Source organism: Psychrobacillus sp. L3, from assembly GCF_042945595.1.
Classification (GTDB): domain Bacteria; phylum Bacillota; class Bacilli; order Bacillales_A; family Planococcaceae; genus Psychrobacillus.
Window position 1 is genome coordinate 1,114,397 of the sequence record NZ_CP168493.1, and the last position, 22,898, is coordinate 1,137,294.

Consider the following 22,898-nt stretch of genomic DNA (forward strand, 5'->3'; position numbering starts at 1 on the left):
AATAGATATAAAAGAATGTAGAAGGAAAGGGAGATTCGTTTGAATGATCATAAAGGCATTTTACTTGAAAGTGGAACAAATGAATTAGAAATTGTAGAATTTCAAGTAGGTTCTAATAAATTCGGTATAAATGTAATTAAAGTAAAAGAAATAATCCAGCCTATCCCTGTTACATTTATTCCACATGCACATCAGCATGTGGAGGGGATCGTTCAGCTCCGAGGAGAGGTTCTTCCTGTAGTAAATATGGCAAGGGTTTTAGGTTTACCAGAGGTAGTTAAAAATGAACAGGAAAAATATATTGTTGCAGAATTTAATAAGCAAAGAGTCGTTTTTCATGTGGATAATGTGACACAAATTCATCGTATCTCCTGGGATCAAATTGAAAAGCCTTCTGATATTTATCAAGGAAGTGCTTCACATGTAATTGGTGTTATTAAACGTGATGAGGAAATGATTCTACTACTAGACTTCGAGCGGATTATTGTAGATATTAATCCAGAATCAGGTATTAATGTGGAATCCGTAAAAAAACTGGGAAATCGTGAGCGTTCAAATAAGAAGATAGTCATTGCGGAAGATTCACCGCTACTTCGAAAACTATTGCATGATACATTAAACGAAGCGGGTTATGTTAACTTAGATTTCTTTGAAAACGGGAAAGATGCACTAGATTACCTAGAAAGCTTAGAGAAAGTGTCGCCAGATGTTTCGGAACATGTGCAAATGGTAGTTACAGATATTGAAATGCCTCAAATGGATGGTCATGCTTTAACAAGAAGGATTAAAGAAAGCAGTAATTTATCCAAATTGCCTGTTCTAATCTTTTCTAGTTTAATAACGGATGATCTTAGACATAAGGGAGATCAAGTCGGTGCAGAAGATCAGATAAGTAAACCAGAAATTGCGGAATTAGTTTTAAAAATAGATAAATTTATTTTATAAAAAACTAGCGTGAAATTATTTCATTTCACGCTAGTTTTTTAAAAAGAATAAGAATATATATAAATTTTCATGCATTGAACAGGTTGATTTTTGCTGAAGGCGGGCGATTTCCTGGGGGTAAGCATTAAGCCGCTTCCCTAACTCCTGCGAAAGCTCGTCGCAAAAATTAATTTCGCTGCGCTCCGTCCAGGGTCTTGATTTGCTTTCTAATCCCCTATGAGTCGCCGCCTTCCGCTCCAATCAACAGTGCAATTAAGAAGGACAATATGCATCGTAGAAATAATGAACTAGTACTTTCCATTGGTTATCAATAGGGCAAGTGGAACCTGAAAAAATAGATAGTATCCATTAATAAAAAAGCGCTGAGCGGACGAAATTGCATCTTCGTCCGCTATTAAAAGAATAGGCAAGGATTTATTCTCTCATTTTCCAAACCTTATTTACCTTGTCTCTTCCTATTTCAAGGGGGCGACGGACAAACATCTGCCACAAGATTACCGAAAAAAGTGTAGTGGATGTTTCGTCCAACGCACTCGGGAAATAGTAAAGAAAAGATGCACTTAAAGGGCGCTAGCACTTTTCTTATTCATACAAACCAATACTATTCTAAGTGCTGCCTTAGAACAAACTAAAGGAAGGGCTATTCCTTCACTCATCTATCTAAATATGACTTGCTTGTTTTAGTGTAAGTTCTCGCATAGTTTTTAGAGTAGACAGGAGATTGTTTTGGGGATCTCCGAATAATCGGTTGAGGTCCTATATAATCAGAAAGTAATTCCTTTGCCATTCGTAAATTCATTTTACGGATGGGATTTCTATAGGTGTCATCTAAATGGCCAAGATGGGGCAAATTTTTGAAATCTTCTTTTACTGGAATTATATGAAAAAAATAGTCTGCACATTGGATTAATACAGAGGATTGCTGTTGACTAAGCTTAGGATTACGGACAAAATGAAGGCCTATTTTTTTTGCTTTGTTTTCAGCTAACATTTTGAATAGAGCTAATTTCTTTAATTCGTAAAGTTGTTTGTTATCAATTGCTGTTTTTGCATGACGATTAACGGTATAAATAGCAGTAGCAATACGTCCCTCATCTATTGTTCTTATCATGAAATCCCCACCTAATAAATTTGTTATTTACATAATCATACCAATTTTCTGTTAAATTGTATACAAAAATCAAAGAACTAAACTATTATAACTATATCAAAAATCGCTAAACTAAAGATAATAAGAATAATGTCGATAAAAAAGAGTGAAGTAATATTTGAAATTTGTATCCTATTTGTTAAGTTGTGATACGTATTGGAGGGCTACATGAACAATTCAGAAGAAATAAAACTTGCTATTAATAATCATTTAGTTGATGTAATTCACGAAAACCCGCTAACATTTACTTTTTTAATTGAAAAAAATAAAAAAAGTGAGTTTTCCATTAAATACGCTAATAATGCAGCAGCAAGTTTTTTTACCAATACTTTTCAAAATCCACAACAGTTTTTTTCACAGGAAGTCTGGGACGAGTTTCGTTTATTAATAAATGCTTTCTTAGATGAAAAGCAAAAGGTGTTTCATAATTTTCCGCTTACTTTTCAAGGTAATTTATATCTATTTGATATTTCAATTGTTTACTTACAAGATGACACGAGCAAGGTGTTTGGAATTACGATGATCAATAAAACGGAAAGTGAACAGGAAAATATTACATTAACAAAGATAAAAGAGAAATACTATTCACTAGTTGATAATAACACAGATGCCTTTTTATTAATTGATGAAAATGGGGTTATTTGTTATTCAAATACGGTTACATTAAAAACTTTAGGTTACGATTTGGAAAAACTCTTAAATCATCCAATTGAGCAATTTATAGAAGAGAACTCATTGAGAAATTTTAAAATTATGATGAAGCAAACTTTAAGTGGCTTCGCTACTGAAATGCAAAATTGTCTCATTCAACATGCTAATGGTCATTATTTGCATTTATACATGAAAGCAATTCCAGTCAAAACCCAAGACCATGTAAATGAATTTCATTTAGTTATACGAGATACAACGATCAATACAGAAGAAAAGGACAAATTATATTATTTAGCTTATCACGACCAATTAACCGGTTTATGGAATCGACGAGCTTTAAAAGAGCATTTACGAGAAAATTTAATCAAGGCAGCAGATGGATCAACAAATGAAATGGCCATTTTGCGAATTGACTTAGATCGATTCAAACTTATTAATGAATCGCTAGGCTATAATTATGGTGATGAGTTGTTGAAGAAAATTGCAAATCGACTTATTCTTTTTTTAGATAAATCATGTAATCTATACAGGCAAAGTGGAGATGAATTCGTTTATATATTGAAAGGGAAATCGAGAGAAGAGACGAGTTTATTTGCAGAAAATATTTTAAAAGAACTGTCGAAGCCAATTTTCTTAGATTATCAAGAATATTTTGTTACTGCATCTATCGGAATTTCTATGTACCCTTATGATGGCAAAAAGATGGACGAGCTGCTCATTAAAGCAGACCAGGCTTTATATGTAGCGAAAGACAGAGGTAGAGCACATTATCGTTACTATCAACAGCAAATGATTTTGTCTTTTCCAAACGAAGCATTAATGGAATCTCATTTAAGGAGAGCAATTGAAAAAGAAGAACTTTCTATTCATTTTCAACCGCAAGTAAATTTAGTAACAGACGAGGTTAATTCTTTTGAGGCTTTGATTCGTTGGAATAATCGAAAGTTTGGCTATGTGACACCTATGCAATTTATTCCGTTAGCTGAGGAATCAGGTATGATTATGCAAATAGGTGATTGGGTATTAGAAGAAGTTTGTAGGCAATTAAAGAATTGGCAAGAAAAAGGTCATCGTCCTGTTAGAATTGCCGTAAATATTTCACCAAAACAATTCAAGCAAGAAAACTTTGCTATAAAAATACTAGAAAAAATTAATAAATACCAAATAAGTCCTTGTTCTTTAGAAATTGAAATTACTGAAAGTGCAATGACAGATATGCATGATACGTTTGCGATGCTAAAAGAATTGAAGGACATTGGAGTAATCATTTCTATTGATGACTTTGGTACAGGCTATTCATCTTTAAGTTACTTGAAGAAATACCCTATTGATATTATTAAAATTGATCAATCCTTTATTAAGAATATTGAATCAGATGAAAAAAATGCAGCAATTGCAACAACAATTATTCGTCTTGCTCATAGTTTAGGAATGGAGGTTATAGCAGAAGGTGTAGAAAAGGGTATGCAAGTAGAAATATTAAAAGCAGCGAATTGTCAAAAAGCGCAAGGCTATTTTTTTAGTAGACCTATACCGATTGCTGATATTAATGAGGCATATATGCAGATTACAAAACTGTAAATTTCTTTTTAGAGATTTACGGTTTTTATTTTATTGTTATGATAAAATAATGAGTGAATATTCATTCAACTTATAAAAGGGGTGTAGATGGATGTTAAAGGGAAAGACAATCATTGTTACTGGCGGATCAAATGGAATGGGAAAGTATATGGCAATGAAATTTGTAGCTGAAGGAGCAAATGTTGTCATAACTGGGCGAGATTTAGAAAAACTAGAACATACTAAGAAAGAAATTGAAGTTAACGGTAATTCTATTTCTGTTTTTCAAATGGATGTGCGTAATCCAGAACATGTCGCAGCAATGATTGAGTTTACAGATAAAACCTATGGTCAAATTGATGGTTTAGTAAATAATGCAGCGGGAAATTTTATTGTGAAAACGGAAAAACTTTCTCCGAATGGTTGGAAAACAGTTATTGATATTGTATTAAATGGAACATTTTACTGTTCAAATGCTGTCGGAAACTATTGGATTGAAAAAGGGGGCAAAGGTTCTATATTAAATATGCTTGCAACTTATGCGTGGGGAGCAGGAGCAGGTATTGCTCATTCTGCAGCTGCAAAAGCTGGAGTGATGTCTCTTACACGAACTCTTGCAGTAGAATGGGGTTCTAAATATGGAATACGAGTGAATGGTATTGCACCAGGTCCAATTGAGCGAACTGGTGGAGCAGATAGGCTTTGGGAATCAGAAGAGGCTGCGAAAAGAACAATTAAATCTGTTCCTCTTGGACGCCTTGGTAAACCGGAAGAAATCGCTGAACTTGCAACGTTTATGTTGTCCGAGAAGGCTTCCTATATGAACGGTGAAATTGTAACGTTAGATGGTGGTCAGTGGTTGAACCAATTTCCATTCTAAAAAATTATCAATAGTTTGTAAGCGATTCCATAGTTTTTTATTCCTCGCATATGCTATCATAGTTATATAGGTTATGTTTTCATATAATGAGAACAAACAAAGGAGTAGAATGCGAATGATTTCTGTAAGCAACAAAGACTTTTTACAAATTCCTATTGAGGATTACATCATCTCTGCGGAGAAAGTAGCTCATGTCCAATTAGGTAATAACGCGGAGCACGCGTTGTTAGTATTAACAAAAACAGGTTACTCTTCTATTCCTGTTTTGGATGTGAAATACCGACTTCAAGGATTAATAAGTACCCAACAAATAACAGATGAAATTTTAGGATTAGAGCATATTGAATATGAAAGACTACCTTTATTAAAAGTAGATGACATAATGAAAACAGATCTACCAGTAATTCATGTTAATGAAAAATTTCAAAAAGGGCTAGATTTATTAGTAAATAACCCTTATGTGTGTGTTGTAGATGATGAACGAACTTTTATAGGAATTTTAACAAGAAGAGTTATTTTAAAACAAATGAAAAAATATTTATATCAACACGAATAATAAGGAATATGGGGAATAGAAGAAGGCCTAGCACCAAAGGCTTTCTTTTTTTTGAAAAGAGGATTTTTTTGAATAGTAAAGCAACAAAACGACAGTAACAGATCACGTCTTTTGATTAACCACTTTCTTACATAAAATACTTGTAAGGAAAGCATTAAAATCTTCGTTAGAATTTGTTTGTTTTCGTTTCGGTTTGGACGAAGGTACAATTTCGGGCACACAGTGTTTTTTTTATTACGCATAATATAGAACGGATTTTTTATATAGTGCGCACTAAAGAGGCTCTATTATGTGACCGCTAGGATTTTCGCTACAGGGAGGACGCTTTCCGCCGGGTGAGCGATGAGCCATCGCCGACGCTACGCGTTCGCCTGCGATTGCTCATCTGTCTCACTCATCCGGCTGGAGTCGCCGCCCTTTCGCTACAATCCCATAGGACCTTGCTAACTATTCAATAACACCAAATACAATTGTCCGATAAATTATGAGCAACATTGGATGCTTTTTTCGCAACATTAAGAGGCATATGCACAATATAGGACGTGGTACTCGCAACATTCTTGGACATTTGCGCAATATATTGATTGCTTGTACCAATACTAATAATCTCATGTCAAGTAAAAGCTTTGTTATAAGACAAACGTCTTTATTTATAGGTTTAATTTGGCATGGGATGACACCTATTAATGTACAATATCCATATATTTCTGCATAACGGAAGCTATCTTGCGAGTTAGGTGTATGATCTTGCCATTAGCATACTTTACTTTGCGATTTGCGGCTTCAATCTTGCAATTAGCGAAAAATAAGCATGCATCTTATAAGCGAAAGCACCTATCCTGTGGTAACGAATCCTAATTGCTCATAATTTACATGACAGCACTCACTAAATAGCCGGCAACTCACGTTGATTGTAGCGTAAGGCGGCGACTCCTGCCGGAATAGCAAATATATTTTGCGACGAAAGCGAAGCGGCAGGAGCATGAGCTGAAGACCCTGGACTGAGCGCAAGCGAGGGAAGCGGCTGAAGCCATGCCGGCGGAAAGCGTCCGGCCTGAAGCGGAAATCAAAGCGAAAACCAACTAGTGTGCACTATATAAACACTGCGTTCCTAAGAGCGATGCTAGTTTATATAGATGCTGCATGTATAAAGTTAAGCGGTAATTTACTGGTCATTTTTGGCTAATCAACAGGTCAGTCAACAAATATTAAATGACTTTTGTATATGAAATACCTAAAAAGATGGGAGCATAAATATGACTTCGGATTTCTTAATAATTAAAATATTGGCGGAAGAACAAAATATGAGAAAAGCGGCGGAGCGACTTTTTTTATCTCAGCCAGCTCTTTCATTACGCTTACAAACGATTGAAAAAGATTGGAACGCGAAACTTTTTTTGCGTTCACAAAAAGGGTTAACGCCTACGCCAGCCGGGGAGCTTGTTATCGAGTTTGCAAATAACTTGATTTTGCAAAAAGAAGAGGTATTGGAAAGTATTCAATCGTTAACATCCAAAGTGCATGGAACACTAAAAATTGCCTGTGCCTCAATAGTTGGACAAAATTGGCTACCGAAAGTATTAAAGGATTTTGTACAAACATATCCGGAAGCGAAAATTTCTCTCCTTACCGGATGGAGTTCTGAAATTGTAAAATCTCTTTATGATGGAGAAGCGCATATTGGAATTGTACGTGGACAAACGGATTGGAAAGGAACGAAAACACATCTGTTTCGGGATACGCTTTACTTAGTTGATAAAGAGATGACTTCTGTCGAAGATGTGTTAACGACAGAAAAACCATTTATTCAATTCAAAAGTGATTCGAACTATTATCAAGAAATTCAACAATGGTGGCAAAAGCACTTTTCTACAAATCCCAAAAGACAAATAATTGTAGACCAAATCGAAACATGCAAACAAATGGCGTTAAATGGTATTGGATATGCAATTCTTCCATCCATTACACTGAATGGTCATGAAGATGTACATAAAATACCTTTAACAAATCAAGAAGAGCAATTTGAGTTAACGAGAGATACTTGGTTGATTGGTTACGATGCAGCATTTGAACTTCCTCAAGTAGATGCGTTTGTTAAAATTGTTAATAAACACGCAAAAAAGTTTCAATAACCATTAGAGAAAGGAACTTTCAATTGAAATTAACGTACTAATACATATAAAGACTAAGGGGGACAATGTATGCTTATTCGAAAGTTTGCGTTGGTTATTATAGCACTATTTATATATTTTACATTACTACCAACAATTGATGTTTTGGCCGCTCCTAACTTACAAGTAAAAACAACGGCTGGCTTTAATGGAAAGGCTAAATACGGAGAGGGTCTGCCAATCACCATTACCGTGGAAAATAAAGGAGATGCTTTTTCGGGAGATATCGTACTTGATATTTTAGATTCAAATAATCTTGGCAATGCACAAGCAATCCCTTTTGAGATTGGAGCAGGAGAGACAAAGACAATTCAAATAGCTGCATCAGGATTGACAGAAGATTATATGTATCAAGGATCTAATGCTCAGTTAATTCATTTTTACGAAGGTGGTTGGAAAAAAGGAAAGTCAATCGATTATAAAGGCACAAAGAATTTAAGAGCAACCTTTGTAGACCCAGCTACTATTATTTATTTTACATTAACAAATAGTGCAGATCGATTAAAAGTACTTAGTCAAATTAAACAACAAAACCAAATAAGTGGTGAAGTGATTCATGTTGCTCAAATGAGTAATTTTACATTACCAACGGAAGCAACAGCATGGCAGATGGCTGATTACATCATTATCGATGAATTTGTTCTGACTGATTTAGCAGAGAAGCAACAACAGGCACTTATTGATTATGTCAGTAGCGGGGGAATTATTGTAATTGGAGCTTCTGATAATACAACAGCAGAACTAGGAAAGCTTGGAGAATATTTACCGTTAACACTAAAAACAAACACTCAAACGTTAGCAGCAGAAAAAGTTCGTGAATTTACCGCGAATAACTTATTGTCAGATGATTTAAAAGTCACTAAGGCTTCGCTGAATGAAGGGGCTACACAACTACTTGATCTTGATGGAACAATATTAGCTGCAAAAAGAAAATTAGGTAGTGGTACGATCATCCAAACAACATTTTCGCTTGGGGATGAGCCTTTAGCAAAAGACCCAGTATATAGCGACTTAATGGCTACTATTTTGCAGTCTATTAAAATACAAAATACTTCAAATATGTATGGCTCCAATTACAACACTAAAAACCAATTAATATATGAATTAGGAAGTACAAATTCCTTATTCAGTTCGTTTAAAGTATCAACACCATTAATGATCGTTATTGTTTTAGTGTATATGATCTTAGTTGGGCCGCTATTATATATTATATTGAAAAGAATAGACAAAAGAGGATTTGCCTGGGGCATAATTCCATTAACAGCTATTGTTGCCTCAGCTGCAATCTTTGGATATGGAGCTAAGGATCGTATTGCACGTCCACAAGTTCAGCAATCTTCCTTTCTATATGTCAATGAAGATAAAAGTATAAATGGATATTATGTGGAATCTCTTTTAAGCAACAAAAGTGGAGAGTTTTCTTTTGAAGCTCCTTCCTCTACAACAATGGTCGCCCAAAGAAATACGAATTCGTTCACTGGCCAGTCTCCTAACTTACATGAAAAAGTCATTTTAGAAAAACATGCGACAAATAGTGAGTTGACTTTTAGAGACGTAGGTTACTGGTCCGTATCTTCTTTTCTAGGAGATGCACATCTTCAAAATGTTGGGAAATTTGCAGTCGATCTTCGTGTAGAAGCAAGTAAAATAATTGGAACAGTTCAAAATGATTTTCCTTTCACACTAAAAGATGCATCTATATGGTCGGGAAGTAAACTGATTAAACTAGGTGATCTTCAACCTGGAGAAAAAATAGAAGTGAATAAAGAACTTGGATCAGTCATGGTAACACCTACTTCGAACCCGTATATTAATCGAAAATACGGCATGCCATTACCAAATGTAGTTGATTTATTTGATCAAAGAAAACAGTCCTTATACGCTTCTAGTCAAATGTTTAATCAACTAGGAACTAGCCCAGCAGTAACTGCATTTTCAGAAGACAATATTATTCCAATTGAATTGAAAAACAAGAAAGTAGAAATGTCTGCACTTCATTTAATTATTCAACCATTTAAAGCAGAAACTATTTTGGCAGGGGATTTTGTACTTCCTGCAAATACGTTTACTGTAAATGTGAATACAGATACTTCTGGAAAGTATATGCAACCAGTTGAAAATAGTAATTTAGAGTGGGATTTGGAAAATGGAGAATATAATGTATACTGGAAAATTGCCGATACAATTCCTACTGATAAAATAACATGGACGCAATTGCAAATAGCAAATACAGATCGTAATTCGCAAACTATTGAAATTTGGAATACTGCAACTCAAGCTTTTGAAGAAATTGACGAAAGTAGATATACAGTAACTGAAAATATTCAAAACTATCTTAACGATGCAGGAGAAATATATTACAAATTGCATAAAAAATCTGTTCAAGGAGATTCATTTACGAGACTTCCAGAAATACGTTTAAAAGGAGAGGTTCAATAATGATTGAGATTCAAGGATTAACGAAAAAATACGGTTCCTTTTATGCTTTAAATGATTTGAACCTCACTTTAAATGAAGGAACAGTATTCGGGTTTGTTGGGGCAAATGGAGCAGGCAAGTCTACGACATTTTCTATACTTGCAACGCTTTTGCAGCCAACTGCAGGAGATGCTTTTGTTAATGGAAAAAGTGTGAAAACGGAAGCGCATGAAGTTCGCAAGCAAATAGGTTATATGCCAGACTTTTTTGGTGTTTATGACCAATTAAAAGCAAATGAGTATTTAGATTTTTATGGTGCAAGTTACGGAATAGCAGAATCTGAAAGAGAGAAGTTAATACCTCAATTATTAGAGCTTGTTAACTTAACACATAAGCGCTATGAATACGTTGATCTGTTATCACGTGGTATGAAACAACGTTTATGTTTGGCACGTGCACTTATACATGATCCTAAAGTGTTAATACTGGATGAACCTGCTTCTGGACTTGACCCTCGCGCACGAGTGGAAATGAGGGATATTTTAAGGCAATTAAAAGATATGGGGAAAACAATTTTAATCTCTTCACATATATTGCCAGAGCTTGCCGAAATGTGCGATGAGATTGGTGTTATCGACGGCGGGAGACTAATTGCACATGGTTCGGTTGAGGAAATCCAAGCCCAACTTGCAGGAGAAAGAAAAATTACCGTAAAAATAAAAGGATTATTAGAAAATGCAGTTAAATTTTTTGAAGAAGATCCTTTTGCTTCCAAAGTAGAAATACAGCTAGAGAAAAATAGTATTATTTTTAATTATCGGGGAACAGAAGAAGATCAAATTAACTTATTGAAGAAAGCTTTGGAGCATAACTTAAGGGTTATTTCTTTCTCAGAAGCAGAAACCAACCTTGAAGATGTCTTTATGGAAATTACGAAAGGGGCGAAATAAAATGAAACCTTCCTTTTCAAATCCGGTATTAAAAAAAGAGATTAAATTACGCTTTCGTTCGCTTAAAAGCTTTACTGGGATTCTTTTTTATTTAATTGCGATGTGTATTTTTGTCTTTGGCTTTATTATGCTTACTACATCCTTTACAGGTATTGGTTATTTCCGGCCAGAAGAAAGCTTTTTTATGTTTGCTATGCTGACGTATATTCAACTAGGGCTTATTCTCTTTATTACCCCAGGCTTAACGGCAGGTGCAATTAGTACGGAGCGTGAGAAACAAACATTAAACATTTTACTAACAACGTCTCAAACTTCGTTTCAAATCATTATGGGAAAATTAACGTCGTCAATTGCATTTCTTCTTTTGTTATTAGTGGCTGGCCTACCTATTTATAGTTTAGTTTTCCTTTTTGGTGGAGTATCTCCAAGTCAGCTTGGAATCATTTTCTTATTCTTCTTTTTAACAATGCTTGCTATTGGCGGGATAGGAATTATGTATTCCACGATTATTCGTAAAACGATTGTAGCAATGATTGCAACGTATGGAACAATGATTTTCCTAACTGCTGTTACCGGTTTTATTTATCTAGTCATAACAGGGATGAATAGTATGGTAACCGGAACACTCACTTCATCGCCAATTGGTCACTTTTTTGCAAGTATTAATCCGATAGTTTTAATGCTTACACTTATTTCTCAAGGTTCGGATAGTTTTATTAGTCAATCTACTCTTGTTGACTTTCCAATTTGGGCTGGATATACGATTTTTTATGTTTGTGTTACGGTATTAACTATTTTTATTGCTGTGAAAAAACTGCGCGTTAACATGAAACGTGCTAAATGAGGAGTAAACTAAGATAAGTGCTACGATAAACTTATACGTTTTGTTCAAAAAGCGAGACTTAGACTTGCTATCGAGCATTATATAGTAATGCTTCAAGCAGCATTATTTGTTGGATTTTCTTCTGCAGCGTCTATTCTATTTGTTTCTCGCTTATTTGTGTTTCCATACTATATAGGAACTGCCATAATTGTCGGAGTTCTTGATTTTTTATCGTTTTTTTATATGCATTTTGGATAAGACCTTCGAAGGAATATGCTTAACAAAAATTAGATTACTTTTTTCCAGATAATATATTAATTACCGCTATATCTTTTTTTCCTGAAAAATCTAAGCTTAAAAAAGGTTTGCTAGAAAAGGCAGAGCGAGAAAGCAAAGAAGCATTTAGGAAATTTAAACAACGTGAAAAACATTATTTCCAGCCTTAATGGATTTTAGGATGTGTACTTGCTTTTGCTGTTGTACTTGTTTTGTATGCATTTCCTGCTGCAACCCAATTAGAAGCAAAAGTTAGAAAAAGATCATCAAGTTGTCAATGAAATGAAAAAAGGAACTGGTAAAGTCTGTAAAGAAGGATTTGAAGGAATTAAAAGAAAAACGGAAAGAAGTAAATACGGCGGAAGAAGAATTACGTGAAGTAGTGAAAAAGCAAAAAGAATTGGCTTTAAAAGAACAGAAGCTTGGAAGAACAGAACTTTCAGAACAAGAGGGATCCACGGATTCCTCTTTAACAGCAGAGGAACAAAAAGAACTAGCTTCCATAGAGGATGTAAACAATACTTTAGCGAAAAGTGCCTCTTCTATTCAAACTGCGCTAAGTAAAACGGGTAAATAATTCCTATTTTTTGCAAACCAGATAGCTCAAGGAAATTCGAACTCAACTAATAATGATAAAAGTAATTCCGGAAAATCGGAGGCTGGAAAACAAGAAAAATCGGACTCTGGTGAAAGTAAAGGTGACGATGAAAAAGGTAAAAGCCAGAGTAAAGGGCAAGGACAGAGACAAGGACAAGGGCTATTCGGGGCTTCCACTTGCATATGAACGCTTAGCTCCATTAAAGCTTCAGTGGAAGCATGTGATTTTATTGACGGATGGGCAATCTTATACAAATAGTGACTTTCAAACGTTAATAGAAGAAGGCGCTAAAAACAATATAACTATTTCTACTATGGCAATCGGTCAAGTTGAGGACAGAAGATTACTGGAAAGTTTAGCGGAGATGGGAGCGGGGACCTTCTACGATGTGGCAGATGAATCAACCATTCCTGCTATTATGTCCACGGAAACAGCGATGATATCGCGCACATATGTTGAAGATAACCCATAATCCGACACAAGATTACCGCAAAAATGGATCGTGAAGTGACGCAGTCACTTCACGATCCATTTTTGCGGTAATAGTGTAGCCAGTGTTTCGTCCAAAGCACTCAGGAAATAGTAAAGACCAGGTGCATTTGAAGTACGCTTTCGTTTTTCTTAAATAATCGGTTTTTTCTTTTTTATCCAAACGAATGTTACACCCCAAGCACATAGTAAAATAACGGAACCAACCATAAACGGAAGGTTGATGTTAATATCGAAAAACGTCCCAGCAAGCGCGGGCCCGATCATATTACCTAAACTCATATAAGCATTATTCATACCTGCAGCAAACCCTTGTTCATCTCCTGCTAACTTGGAAACAACGGTATTAACTGATGGTCGGATAAGGGTAGTTGCAGTCGAAAAGATTGCCGCTACGATCAATACAAGCCAGAAACCGTTTACTAAGAAGAATAGTAAAAGTGCAAGTGCAGCTACAAATAAGTTGACTAAAATAACATTTAATTCTCCAAAACGTTTAAATAACTTTCCTACAACGACAGATTGGACAATTACACCGATAAATCCTCCAACTGTTAAAACAATCGCAATATCTTGTGGAGTGTAGTTATATTTATGATTCACATACAAAGAAAAGGTTGTTTGGAAATTGGCAATGCCAAATGAGAAAACAAAGATGATGATTAACATGATAAAATAAGGTGTTTTAACAGATTTTTTCATTTGAACTAATATATTATCACGTTTTTTCTTATCACGAGCAATTGCTGAAACTGCATTTTTAATATCGGGTAAAATGAAAAAAGAGATAATTGCAGAAAGGAATGCAACTAAAGAAGCCATATAAAATGGGAAGGTTAAACTAACATTCGCCAAAAATCCACCTAAAGCAGGTCCGATCATGAAACCAAGTGACATCGAGGCACCTATTAAGCCCATTCCTCGTCCACGAGTTTCAATCGTTGTGAGGTCCGCAACAAATGCCATGGTTGCCGGAATTAAGAAAGCTCCCCCAATACCGCTAATAAAACGTGCAACATAAAGCATCCATTCATGAGTAGCAAACCCAAACCACAATTGTGAGGCTGAAAAGATTACTAATCCCATTATAATAAGTTTTTTTCGTCCAAGCGAATCCGATAAATCTCCAGCTAAAGGTGAAAATAAAAATTGTCCTAAAGCGAAGGAAGCAATAATAAAACCAAGTGCTTGACCTGCAACACCGAACGTTTGTAAATATTGAGGCATTACCGGAATAACTAGACCTATTCCTGCAGTTGCAATAAACATATTGAACATTAGTATGTAAAGTGCAAATTGATTAGATTTCTTCAACGTGTATTTCCTACCTTCTCATTCATTCTTATAAGCGTCTATCGATTCTAACATATTCTCTAAAAAATAAAAACCTTCGTGTCACGAAAAAATATGAATTGCTTTTTTGCCAAAAGAAAATCTAGAATCGTCTTTAAAAAGACGATTCTAGATTTTAGTTTGTCCCCATCTTAAATTTTAAAAACAACTCGTTATATTCCCCAAGCATCTTAAGACCAAGATCATTGTATACTTCTAAGTTATCACGCATTTCTTCCGTTGGATAAAAACGTTCATCGGAAGTCACTTCTTCATCCATTAACCCCATTGCAGCTTTATTGGGAGTAGAATAGCCAACGTAATCCGCATTTTGTGCAGCTATTTCTGCATTTAACATAAAGTTAATAAAGGCATGAGCACCTTCTATATTGGCAGCTGTTTTAGGAATAACCATATTATCAAACCATAAATTGGATCCTTCCTCTGGTACAGCATAGTCTAACTCTTCATTTTCCGACATCATATCTGCAGCTTGACCAGACCAAGTAAGCGCAACAGGCGCTTCCCCATTAACCATTAACTGAGTTACTTCATCCCCAATAATTGCTTTTACATTTGGAGTAAGCTTTTTCAACTTAGCAGATGCTTCTTGTAGTACTTTATCATCTGTTGAGTTTAATGAATAACCTAAGCTATTTAAGCCCATTCCAATTACTTCGCGAGCACCATCAACTAATAGAACTTGACCTTTTAAGGATGGATCCCATAGATCATCCCAACTTTCAAAAGTTTGTCCTTTCAGAAGGGTAGGATTAAAGACGATTCCTACAGTTCCCCAAAAATAAGGAAGGGAATATTCATTTTTTGGATCAAAGGATAAATTCAAAAAATATGGATCAATATTTTTTATGTTTGGGATTTTCGAATGATCGATCGGTAGAAGTAAATGGTTTTTTTTCATTTTTTCAATTGCATATTCAGAAGGTACGGCAATATCGTATGAAGTACCACCTTGTTCTATTTTCGTCATCATGGCTTCATTCGAATCAAACGTTTCGTATACAACTCGATATCCAGATTCTTCTTCGAATTGTTTAATTAGATCTGGATCAATATATTCTCCCCAGTTATAAATAGTAACCGTATCACTCCCAGCTTTTCCAGAACTTTTATCCAAATAATCATTTGCAACAAATAGTAAAGCACATGCAATTACTATAGAAACAATCGCATTAATAATGTCTTTCATTTTCGTCCCCCCATTCCAACAGGGTTTTTCCCACGCTGACTAATAAAGTAATAACCCACAACTAGAATAAGTGTCACAATAAAAATAATCCCAGAAAGTGCATTAATCGTTAATGTAACTCCTGTACGTGCCATCGAGTAAATTTCAACAGAAAGGGTACTAAACCCATTTCCAGTTACAAAAAAGGTAACGGCGAAATCATCTAATGAGTAAGTAAGTGCCATGAAAAATCCTGCAAATATACCTGGTTTAATAAAAGGAATAATAACTCGTGTGAAAATATCTCGTCTAGTGGCACCAAGATCCGCAGCAGCATCAATTAGTGAACTGTTCATTTCTTGTAGCTTTGGTAAAACCATCAGTATAACAATTGGAATACTAAATGCAATATGTGACAGCAGCACGGATGCAAATCCCAATTTAACACCAACCATCGTAAATAAAATTAAGAAGGAAGCTCCAATGACTACGTCAGGGCTAACAATTAATACGTTATTTAGCGATAAAATGGAATTACGGATTGACTTATTTCTCATATAAACGATGCCAATGGAACCGAAAACACCGATTATCGTTGCAAGTAGTGCAGATAATAAAGCGACAATAACCGTATTAATAAGAATCATGATAAGACGAGTATCTGAAAATACAGCTGCATAATGCTCCCACGTGAATGATTCAAAATTATTCATAGCACCGCCGCTATTGAATGAATAAAAGATTAAATAGAGAATCGGAGCATACAACACGATAAAAACGAGGGCTAAGTATAGCTTTGCTGATTTACTTATTTTTTCCATGAGAAGTAGCCCCCTTATCTCGTTGTCCTGTAATGATCATAATGATAACCATAAAAATGATTAAGAAAACGGCAATGGTTGAACCCATTCCCCAGTTTTGTGTAACTAAAAATTGCTGCTCAATCGCAGTTCCTAAAGTAATAACCTTGTTCCCAGCGATTAATCGAGTAATCATAAAGAGGGAAAGGGAAGGAATAAATACTGCTTGTATCCCAGCTTTTACACCGTTTATTGTTAAAGGGAAAATTACTTTTGTAAAGGTAGTCCAACTAGATGCCCCTAAATCTCTACTTGCATCTATAAAAGAAGGATTTAACTTATCTAGCGCATTAAAAATAGGTAAAATCATAAATGGAATGAAAATATAAACAGATACAAAGATAAAACTAAAATCCGTAAATAATATTTGTTTACCTCCAATGCCAAACACATTTAAAAATGCATTAATTGGCCCGTATAAACCGAAAATCCCAATGAAAGCGTACGTTTTAAGAAGTAGATTAATCCAAGAAGGAATAATGATTAACAATAACCATAATTGTTTATGCTTCGTTTTTGTCAGCCAATATGCAGTTGGATAAGCAATTATTAAAGAAAATAACGTTATTAAAAATGCATACCAAAATGAATTAATCGTCAATGTTAAATAAACAGATGTAAAGAAATTTTTATAGTTTTCTATTGAAAAGTGACCGTTTAAATCGAAGAAAGAGTAATAAGTGACTAATGCAATAGGTGCTATAACGAATAACACAATCCATGCAAAATATGGTACTAGATAAAGCGATTTTGTGTTTTTAGTTTGCATAAGCGTCTTCTCCGTATGATTCTAAACGTTTATCAAATTCCTCTTCTGTTTCATTCAATCGCATAACATGGATTGATTCTGGATCGAAATCTAAACCAATGAATTCGCCGACTTCTGCTTTTTTCGTAGAATGTACAAGCCATTCATTTCCTTCATCATCATAAGTGGAAAGTTCATAATGTACACCTCTAAATAATTGCGTATCCACTTTTACTTTCATCTTTCCTTTTTCCACACTTGTAATTTCTAAATCCTCCGGCCGGATTACAATATCAATATGTTCGTTAGGAGTAAGTCCTTTATCCACACATTCAAACTCTTTTCCACCAATTTGTACTCGGAAGTCCGCCACCATTGTTCCAGAAACAATATTAGATTCTCCAATAAAATCTGCTACAAATCGGTTAATAGGTTCATCGTAAATATCCATTGGCGTTCCACTTTGTTCAATATGACCTGCGTTCAATACGAAAATTTCGTCGGACATTGCAAGCGCTTCTTCCTGATCATGCGTAACAAATATAAATGTTTTCCCTAAACGTTGCTGCAATTCACGAAGCTCATATTGCATTTCAGAACGAAGCTTTAAATCTAGAGCAGAAAGAGGTTCGTCCAGTAAGATAATTTCTGGATCGTTTACAATCGCTCGTGCAATTGCAACCCGTTGTCTCTGTCCACCTGACATTTCTGCAATTTCTCTGTTTTCATAACCACTTAAGTTGACAAATTTAAGTGCTTCTAGAACTTTTTGTTCAATTTCTTTTTTCCCTAATTTTTTAATACGAAGACCAAATGCAACATTTTCAAATACATTTAAATGAGGAAATAATGCATAGTCTTGGAAGACAGTATTTACTTGCCGTTCATTAGCAGGGACGTTATTGATTAACTTTCCATTGAAATAAATGTTACCGCTGGAAGGCTGCATAAATCCCGCGATTAATCGCAGGATGGTAGTTTTCCCACAACCTGATGGTCCCAATAAAGTGTAAAATTTGCCACGTTCTAATTCAAAATTGATACTTTCTAATACCTTTGTATCTTCGTCGTAGGATTTTGAAACATTTTCGAAGCGAATAATAGATGTGTCTAACATAATAATCCTCCAATTTTTATAATAAATATCGATCTTTCTATTTGTGTACGTATTTATTCTTCTGCGCTTTATTATAAATAAGAATTTGTAACAACATAAATAACTTGTGATTCTTCATCGGATGTGTTTTCTAACAAATGCTCATCATAAGCTTCAAAATAAATAGACTCTCCTTTTGTAGCTGTATATTGCTGTTTGCCAAGTGTAAGTTTGATGTCCCCCTGTAAAACATAAATAAATGTCTCAGAAAGCGAAGGTTCAAATTGTTTGAACTGGCCTTTTTTACCTAAAGTAATATGAACTGGTTCCATTTCATTTTCATTGGACTCTGAAATAAGCCATTTTAGTTTGTAATTTTTGTCATCATCTTCAAAAATTATTTGCTCTTTTATTGAAAAAACGACTTTTGTACGTGCATGTTCATCATTAAAGAAGTCTTTCGGTTTACAACCTAATACACTTAATATCGCAAAAAGTGTTTCGATAGAGGGTGAATTAATATCTCTTTCAAGTTGAGATATAAAACCTTTACTAAGATCTGTTCTTTCGCCTAGTTCTTCTTGAGTAAGTCCTTTTTCTAGACGTAATCGTTTAATCTTATTCCCTATTTGCATATTAGAAACTCCTTTGAAAGTGAAATAACGTCCTATTTTCAAACAAAGTTTATTTTAACACAACTTTAAGTTTACTTTAACAACTTATTTAAATAAATTCAAAAAAAGTTGCTCGTGTTTGTTTATAAGATAGTGAAGATAGAAAAAAGTGGATCGTGAAGTGACGCATACACTACAAAATCTACAATTCAAAAGGTAATAATGCTGCCAATGTTTCGTCCAAAGCACACTAGAAATGCTAAAGACAACATACTCTAAAAGGACTCTTGCGCTTTTCTAAGAAGAACAGTCAGTTTCCTAAAAAATGCATACAATAGCTGAGGACAATATAAAGAAGGAGTGACTTAAGTGAAGTTAAGAGAGGAGTTCCCCGAATTTCCACGGCGACTACAATGGATTAATGGTCAAGTAACAAAGGAACAGATCATAGGTGATGTACCTGTACTTATTCAATTTTGGTCCGTAAGCTGTAATCAATGTAAAAGTACTATGGCGTATCTTCACAAATGGAAAGGCTTATACGGTGAAAGGTTTAAAATAATTAGTATTCATATGCCTAGAACTACAGAAGATGCAAATGATTATCTCGTTTGTCAAACTGCTATGCAGATGAACATGACAAATCCTATTTGCCTGGATCATGAGCTAGTAGTTACGAAAATGTTTCAAAATAGAATAGTTCCTGCGTATTACTTATTTGACAAGAAAGGGCTACTAAGGCATTACCAATCCGGTGAAAGCGGAATGCAAATGCTAGAAAGACGTTTAATACTCCTCATGAACGAACAGAAAATATGAGTTACAAAGCCTATCTACTATTCGTTTTCTTATGGTAAACTTAGTTCATTCGAATTGTAGGGAGGCATTGGCGTGAAAAAAGAATTTGTTGTCATTGGATTAGGTCGATTTGGAGGAAGTATAGTTAGAGAATTAGTGAATCAAGGCGCTGATGTGATGGCAATTGATAAAGTTCCAGAACGGGTAGATGAATTTGGTTCGATTGCAACGCAGGCTGTTGTAGCCGATACAACAGATGAAGCAACGCTAAAATCATTGGGTATTCGAAACTTTGAACACGTCATTATTGCTATTGGTGATGATATTCAATCTAGTATTTTAACGACATTAATGTTAAAAGAAATAGGTGTTAAAAAAATTACTGTTAAAGCTCAGAATGATTACCATGAAAAAGTACTTCGTAAGATTGGTGCGGACCAAGTAGTACATCCAGAGAGAGATATGGGAATTCGTATTGCTAATAATATTATTTCTAATAATGTTCTGGATTATTTAGAGCTTTCGGATGAGCATTCGATAATGGAGATAAGAGTGAATGAAAAAATTGCCGGCCATTCTATTATCGATTTAGATATTCGTGCGCGATATGGGATCAATATTGTTGCTGTGAAAAGGGGTAATAATATTATTGTATCTCCACAAGCAGATGAGCAGCTCCAATTAAACGATGTACTCATAATAATCGGTGCAGATGTAGATATTAATCGTTTTGAAAAGAAAGTACTATCATAATTGTAATAGTAAAAGCGCCATCCCAAAGGGTGGCGCTTTTAAACTGTATACAAACTCAGTAAAAGTCGAGTTTGTTTAGTTTGTTTTTTATTTATATCGTCCAAAGTAGTCTAGGAATTGATAAAACAAAGATGCACTTAAAGGACGCCTGTGTTTTTCTTATACTTCCATGATAATAGGTAAAATCATTGGACGTCTTTTTGTTTTTTCATACAGATAAGGACTTAATACATCTGTAATCTCGTTTTTTAATTCTGACCATTCAATTTCTTTATCTTGAATGGTAAAGCGTAAATGCTTGTTTAACATTTGCTGTGCTTCATTGATCATTGTTCCTGATTCACGCATATAAACAAATCCACGGGAAATAATATCAGGTCCAGAGACGATTTTTTTCTTTTCCATATCTGCACTAACTACTACAATTACTAGTCCTTCTTCGGATAAAATTCGACGATCACGAAGCACGATATTACCAATGTCGCCAATACCACTTCCATCAATATATATATCACCAGAAGGGATTCGACCTGCTACATGTGCTTCATTTGCACTTAAAGCAAGCACATCTCCGTTTTCCATAATAAATGTATTTTCAGGAAGAACATCACAGTCAATAGCAAGTTCTGTATGAATTTTTAACATACGGTATTCCCCATGAATCGGCATGAAGAATTTAGGTTTCATTAAACGAAGCATAAGCTTTTGTTCCTCTTGAGAACCATGTCCAGATGTATGGATATTATTCAGAGAACCGTGTATTACTTCCGCTCCAGCACGGTAAAGCAGGTTAATTGTACGATTGACACTCGATCTATTACCAGGAATCGGAGAAGAAGAGAATACGACAGTATCTCCAGGCTGAATTTGAATTTGTCGATGTGTCCCATTTGCGATACGCGATAGAGCAGCCATAGGTTCACCTTGACTACCGGTACACAAAATTAACACCTCATTTGCAGGTAAACGATTTAATGCGCTCACATCTACAAATGTCTCTTTCGGTGCAGTTATATAGCCAAGCTCTCTCCCGATTGTAATGGCATTGTCCATACTTCTTCCAAATACAGCAATTTTACGATTATGTTGTACAGCATAATCTGTTACTTGTTGAAGTCTATGAATATTCGAAGCAAAAGTAGCGAATATAATACGACCATTTACTTTTCGGAAAATGGAGTCCATACTCTCCCCAACCTTACGTTCTGACATTGTAAAGTTTGGAATTTCAGCATTTGTACTATCTGAAAGTAAACAAAGAACGCCGTCACTTCCAATTTCAGCCATTTTAGTCAAGTTTGCTGGTTCTCCAACAGGAGTAAAATCAAATTTAAAATCACCCGTATGTACGATATTACCAGGTGGTGTTTTTACTACTATTCCGTAAGCATCAGGAATACTATGTGTCGTTCTAAAAAAGCTTACGGCAGTTTTTCTAAACTTAATGACATCATTTTCTTCGAAAACAGTCATTTTAGTTTGACGAAGTAAACCGTGTTCTTCTAATTTATTACGAAGTAAGCCAAGAGCTAATTTCCCACCATAAACAGGTACATTGATCTGCTTTAATAAATAAGGAATCCCGCCAATATGATCCTCATGACCGTGTGTGATAAAAAGCCCTTTAATCTTATCCACATTTTTTACTAAATAAGTGTAGTCTGGGATAACATAATCTATTCCCAATAAATCATCTTCTGGGAATTTAATGCCCGCATCAATTATAATAATTTCATCTTGAAATTGAATAGCATACGTATTTTTGCCGATTTCGCCTAGTCCGCCGAGGGCGAAAACTGCAGTTTGATCATTCTTTACAAATTTCATAGATTATATCTTCTCAACTTTAAAATTCAAACTAGCTTGTTCGTATTCTAAATGATTACCTTCAAGTAGTTGAATTAATTCGATATTATACTTACGATCAATCAGGGTAGAACGTACTTCACGTTCTGATTCTGCTTCTACGTATAAGCTTTTTGTGTTTTCGCGAACTGGTACTTCTAGTGCATTCTCTTGATAATAAACTTTATAAATCATT

Annotated in this window: 22 protein-coding genes; 13 read left to right on the top strand and 9 right to left on the bottom strand. The window is 34.9% G+C overall.

Annotated features, from left to right (window positions below):
- Positions 1 to 39 precede the first annotated feature (39 nt).
- Positions 40 to 945, top strand: a complete 906-nt coding sequence (locus ACEPXD_RS05215) for a chemotaxis protein (RefSeq protein WP_391120598.1) — start codon at positions 40 to 42, stop codon at positions 943 to 945.
- 652 nt (positions 946 to 1,597) lie between these two features.
- On the opposite strand, the gene ACEPXD_RS05220 is transcribed toward ACEPXD_RS05215, so the two are convergent.
- On the bottom strand, positions 1,598 to 2,056 hold the full coding sequence (locus tag ACEPXD_RS05220) for a YkyB family protein (RefSeq protein ID WP_391120601.1): 459 nt from the start codon (positions 2,054 to 2,056) through the stop codon (positions 1,598 to 1,600).
- A 207-nt stretch (positions 2,057 to 2,263) separates the two neighbouring features.
- Between ACEPXD_RS05220 and ACEPXD_RS05225 the strand changes: the two genes are divergently transcribed.
- From ACEPXD_RS05225 to ACEPXD_RS05270, 10 genes are all read left to right on the top strand, one after another.
- Entirely contained in the window at positions 2,264 to 4,327 is a 2,064-nt protein-coding gene (locus tag ACEPXD_RS05225; protein WP_391120604.1) for an EAL domain-containing protein, read from the top strand.
- A 91-nt stretch (positions 4,328 to 4,418) separates the two neighbouring features.
- A complete protein-coding gene (gene fadH / locus ACEPXD_RS05230) occupies positions 4,419 to 5,186 on the top strand; it encodes a 2,4-dienoyl-CoA reductase (RefSeq protein WP_391120607.1) in 768 nt (255 codons plus the stop codon).
- Positions 5,187 to 5,301: 115 nt separating this feature from the next.
- Positions 5,302 to 5,742 carry a cyclic-di-AMP-binding protein CbpB gene (gene cbpB, locus ACEPXD_RS05235; protein WP_391120610.1) on the top strand — a complete coding sequence of 147 codons (441 nt, stop codon included), beginning with the start codon at positions 5,302 to 5,304 and terminating at the stop codon, positions 5,740 to 5,742.
- 1,256 nt (positions 5,743 to 6,998) lie between these two features.
- The gene (locus tag ACEPXD_RS05240) at positions 6,999 to 7,874 is read left to right on the top strand and encodes a LysR family transcriptional regulator (protein WP_391120613.1); all 876 of its coding nucleotides are present in this window, start codon (positions 6,999 to 7,001) and stop codon (positions 7,872 to 7,874) included.
- 69 nt (positions 7,875 to 7,943) lie between these two features.
- A complete protein-coding gene (locus ACEPXD_RS05245; RefSeq protein ID WP_391120616.1) occupies positions 7,944 to 10,352 on the top strand; it encodes a hypothetical protein in 2,409 nt (802 codons plus the stop codon).
- Positions 10,352 to 11,281: an ATP-binding cassette domain-containing protein gene (locus tag ACEPXD_RS05250; RefSeq protein ID WP_391120619.1), complete on the top strand. Its 930-nt coding sequence runs from the start codon at positions 10,352 to 10,354 to the stop codon at positions 11,279 to 11,281. The genes ACEPXD_RS05245 and ACEPXD_RS05250 overlap by 1 nt, the downstream gene beginning before the upstream one ends.
- 1 nt (position 11,282) lies before the next feature.
- A complete protein-coding gene (locus ACEPXD_RS05255) occupies positions 11,283 to 12,125 on the top strand; it encodes an ABC transporter permease (protein WP_391120622.1) in 843 nt (280 codons plus the stop codon).
- Positions 12,126 to 12,212: 87 nt separating this feature from the next.
- Positions 12,213 to 12,362 carry a hypothetical protein gene (locus ACEPXD_RS05260; RefSeq protein WP_391120625.1) on the top strand — a complete coding sequence of 50 codons (150 nt, stop codon included), beginning with the start codon at positions 12,213 to 12,215 and terminating at the stop codon, positions 12,360 to 12,362.
- A gap of 337 nt (positions 12,363 to 12,699) precedes the next feature.
- On the top strand, positions 12,700 to 12,957 hold the full coding sequence (locus ACEPXD_RS05265) for a hypothetical protein (protein ID WP_391120628.1): 258 nt from the start codon (positions 12,700 to 12,702) through the stop codon (positions 12,955 to 12,957).
- A gap of 127 nt (positions 12,958 to 13,084) precedes the next feature.
- The gene (locus tag ACEPXD_RS05270; protein ID WP_391120630.1) at positions 13,085 to 13,450 is read left to right on the top strand and encodes a VWA domain-containing protein; all 366 of its coding nucleotides are present in this window, start codon (positions 13,085 to 13,087) and stop codon (positions 13,448 to 13,450) included.
- 149 nt (positions 13,451 to 13,599) lie between these two features.
- Here ACEPXD_RS05270 and ACEPXD_RS05275 read toward each other — a convergent pair whose 3' ends face one another.
- From ACEPXD_RS05275 to ACEPXD_RS05300, 6 genes are all read right to left on the bottom strand, one after another.
- Positions 13,600 to 14,781: an MFS transporter gene (locus tag ACEPXD_RS05275; protein ID WP_391120633.1), complete on the bottom strand. Its 1,182-nt coding sequence runs from the start codon at positions 14,779 to 14,781 to the stop codon at positions 13,600 to 13,602.
- A gap of 154 nt (positions 14,782 to 14,935) precedes the next feature.
- Positions 14,936 to 16,009 (bottom strand): ABC transporter substrate-binding protein, encoded by a 1,074-nt coding sequence (locus ACEPXD_RS05280; protein WP_391120636.1) that lies wholly within the window; start codon positions 16,007 to 16,009, stop codon positions 14,936 to 14,938.
- On the bottom strand, positions 16,006 to 16,809 hold the full coding sequence (locus tag ACEPXD_RS05285; RefSeq protein ID WP_391120638.1) for an ABC transporter permease: 804 nt from the start codon (positions 16,807 to 16,809) through the stop codon (positions 16,006 to 16,008). The genes ACEPXD_RS05280 and ACEPXD_RS05285 overlap by 4 nt, the downstream gene beginning before the upstream one ends.
- The gene (locus tag ACEPXD_RS05290; RefSeq protein WP_391120641.1) at positions 16,793 to 17,617 is read right to left on the bottom strand and encodes an ABC transporter permease; all 825 of its coding nucleotides are present in this window, start codon (positions 17,615 to 17,617) and stop codon (positions 16,793 to 16,795) included. Before ACEPXD_RS05290 ends, ACEPXD_RS05285 begins: the two co-directional genes overlap by 17 nt.
- On the bottom strand, positions 17,607 to 18,713 hold the full coding sequence (locus ACEPXD_RS05295) for an ABC transporter ATP-binding protein (protein WP_391120644.1): 1,107 nt from the start codon (positions 18,711 to 18,713) through the stop codon (positions 17,607 to 17,609). Before ACEPXD_RS05295 ends, ACEPXD_RS05290 begins: the two co-directional genes overlap by 11 nt.
- Positions 18,714 to 18,784: 71 nt before the next feature.
- Entirely contained in the window at positions 18,785 to 19,327 is a 543-nt protein-coding gene (locus ACEPXD_RS05300) for a helix-turn-helix domain-containing protein (RefSeq protein WP_391120647.1), read from the bottom strand.
- 348 nt (positions 19,328 to 19,675) lie between these two features.
- Between ACEPXD_RS05300 and ACEPXD_RS05305 the strand changes: the two genes are divergently transcribed.
- Both ACEPXD_RS05305 and ACEPXD_RS05310 read left to right on the top strand, forming a co-directional pair.
- Positions 19,676 to 20,125, top strand: coding sequence for a redoxin domain-containing protein (locus ACEPXD_RS05305; protein ID WP_391120650.1), 450 nt, complete (start codon positions 19,676 to 19,678; stop codon positions 20,123 to 20,125).
- 72 nt (positions 20,126 to 20,197) lie between these two features.
- Positions 20,198 to 20,857, top strand: a complete 660-nt coding sequence (locus ACEPXD_RS05310; RefSeq protein WP_391120653.1) for a potassium channel family protein — start codon at positions 20,198 to 20,200, stop codon at positions 20,855 to 20,857.
- Positions 20,858 to 21,016: 159 nt separating this feature from the next.
- Here the strand turns inward: ACEPXD_RS05310 and rnjA are convergent, their stop codons facing one another.
- Together rnjA and ACEPXD_RS05320 are read right to left on the bottom strand one after the other, a co-directional pair.
- Positions 21,017 to 22,684, bottom strand: coding sequence for a ribonuclease J1 (rnjA, locus tag ACEPXD_RS05315; protein WP_391120656.1), 1,668 nt, complete (start codon positions 22,682 to 22,684; stop codon positions 21,017 to 21,019).
- 3 nt (positions 22,685 to 22,687) lie between these two features.
- Positions 22,688 to 22,897 (bottom strand): DNA-dependent RNA polymerase subunit epsilon, encoded by a 210-nt coding sequence (locus ACEPXD_RS05320; protein WP_151699261.1) that lies wholly within the window; start codon positions 22,895 to 22,897, stop codon positions 22,688 to 22,690.
- Between the last annotated feature and the right edge of the window lies 1 nt (position 22,898).